The sequence below is a fragment of the Aphanothece hegewaldii CCALA 016 genome, assembly GCF_003007785.1.
Taxonomy (GTDB): domain Bacteria; phylum Cyanobacteriota; class Cyanobacteriia; order Cyanobacteriales; family Microcystaceae; genus Chroococcus; species Chroococcus hegewaldii.
The window spans coordinates 1-1,220 of the sequence record NZ_PXOH01000111.1; the positions used below are offsets into that span (position 1 = coordinate 1).

Annotated in this window: 3 protein-coding genes; 1 reads left to right on the forward strand and 2 read right to left on the reverse strand. The window is 39.0% G+C overall.

Going from position 1 to position 1,220, the window contains the following annotated elements; translation table 11 throughout:
* A partial coding sequence (locus tag C7H19_RS25195; RefSeq protein WP_219907758.1) for a hypothetical protein occupies nucleotides 1-276 on the reverse strand: 276 nt, incomplete at its 3' end.
* A 6-nt stretch (nucleotides 277-282) separates the two neighbouring features.
* On the reverse strand, nucleotides 283-444 hold the full coding sequence (locus C7H19_RS26090) for a hypothetical protein (protein ID WP_181280755.1): 162 nt from the start codon (nucleotides 442-444) through the stop codon (nucleotides 283-285).
* 207 nt (nucleotides 445-651) lie between these two features.
* On the opposite strand from C7H19_RS26090, the gene C7H19_RS25200 reads away from it, so the two are divergent.
* The gene (locus C7H19_RS25200) at nucleotides 652-936 is read left to right on the forward strand and encodes a hypothetical protein (RefSeq protein ID WP_106459632.1); all 285 of its coding nucleotides are present in this window, start codon (nucleotides 652-654) and stop codon (nucleotides 934-936) included.
* Nucleotides 937-1,220 lie beyond the last annotated feature (284 nt).

Here is a 1,220-nt window from a genome sequence, read left to right on the forward strand (position 1 = left end):
TCCGTCACGGCTGTAGTAAATCCATTCTTGTGTATCGATAACAGTTGGTTTTTCTTTTTCGCGGGCTGCTTTACTTTCAGGGATTGAATAAAAGTGGCCTTCTTGATCTCGACCGCCTGTTTTGATCCATCCTGTAGCGATATTGTCTCTTTTGCAAACTGTTATTCCTGATGGTTGAAGGGAGTAGCACCAATCAGGTTTACCGCAATGAACACAGGGATTGTGTTTGTTAGCTTGTGTTAATCCTTTAGTTTTGGTTTCTGTTGTGTACATCATAATGTTTTAACCTTCCTTTCCATAAGCTCTATTTTTTGGTAAATCGACTGAAAAAGCGATTTGTCTAAGTTTTTTTGCTACACCAGCACGGTCCGGGGCATAGCTTTTAGACAAATCTGTACAGATGATCAACAGTTCAGTTAGTGTTTGTTCTTGCCAATTTTCCATAGTTAGTTTTCCCGTTCAAATGAACTACATTAGGCCGCTTCTTACTTTTTCACATTTTTTTAATCCGTTAAATGATATAGATCACAACAAACGGGTGATCACGATCACTTTTGTTTTGTGATTTTTTATCAGCCAAGGAGAGCCGTTAATTTCACCTTGGCTGAATTCTTATGGGGTTGATAGTTTTCGCACGAAAACACTATAATTATGAGCAAAGATCGTATTGATTTGTCAAGGGGTAATGGAAAAACAGTGTTAGAACAGCTATTAGAAGAATGGGATTTAGATTATGTCAAGTTTTCTAAGCTATTGGGATTCAATAGGATCAGTCTTTGGCAGTACAGGATCGGGCGGCGTGAGTTCCGGCTGTCAATGACTCAAATCAAAACATTAGAAAAAATGCTGGCTCAAGTGAATCTTAAATTTAGCGACCTCCCTGACGATTGGATTTTAGATGATCCTGAAAATGCAGAAAATCGAAAAAGTGACTAAATTTGCATAATTCGACCTAGTGGCAAGGGTTACAGCCTCATTAGCAGTCAGATTTAATTAGGCAAAATTGTGCAGTTAATTATCCTGAAAGCCTTGATATAGCGTCACATTATGCAAATTATGCAGTTTTGCCACTTACTGCTCAGAAAAATTTTCACCGATTAAAATCCTTTTTTTGGTCGGCCTCTTTTTCGCGTTGGCTGCTCTTGGTGCTGTATTTTTTCTTCTGGCTCATCGTCGTCATCGACGGACAAAGAGGCTTGCAGCTTCAGTTCATCGGCGAT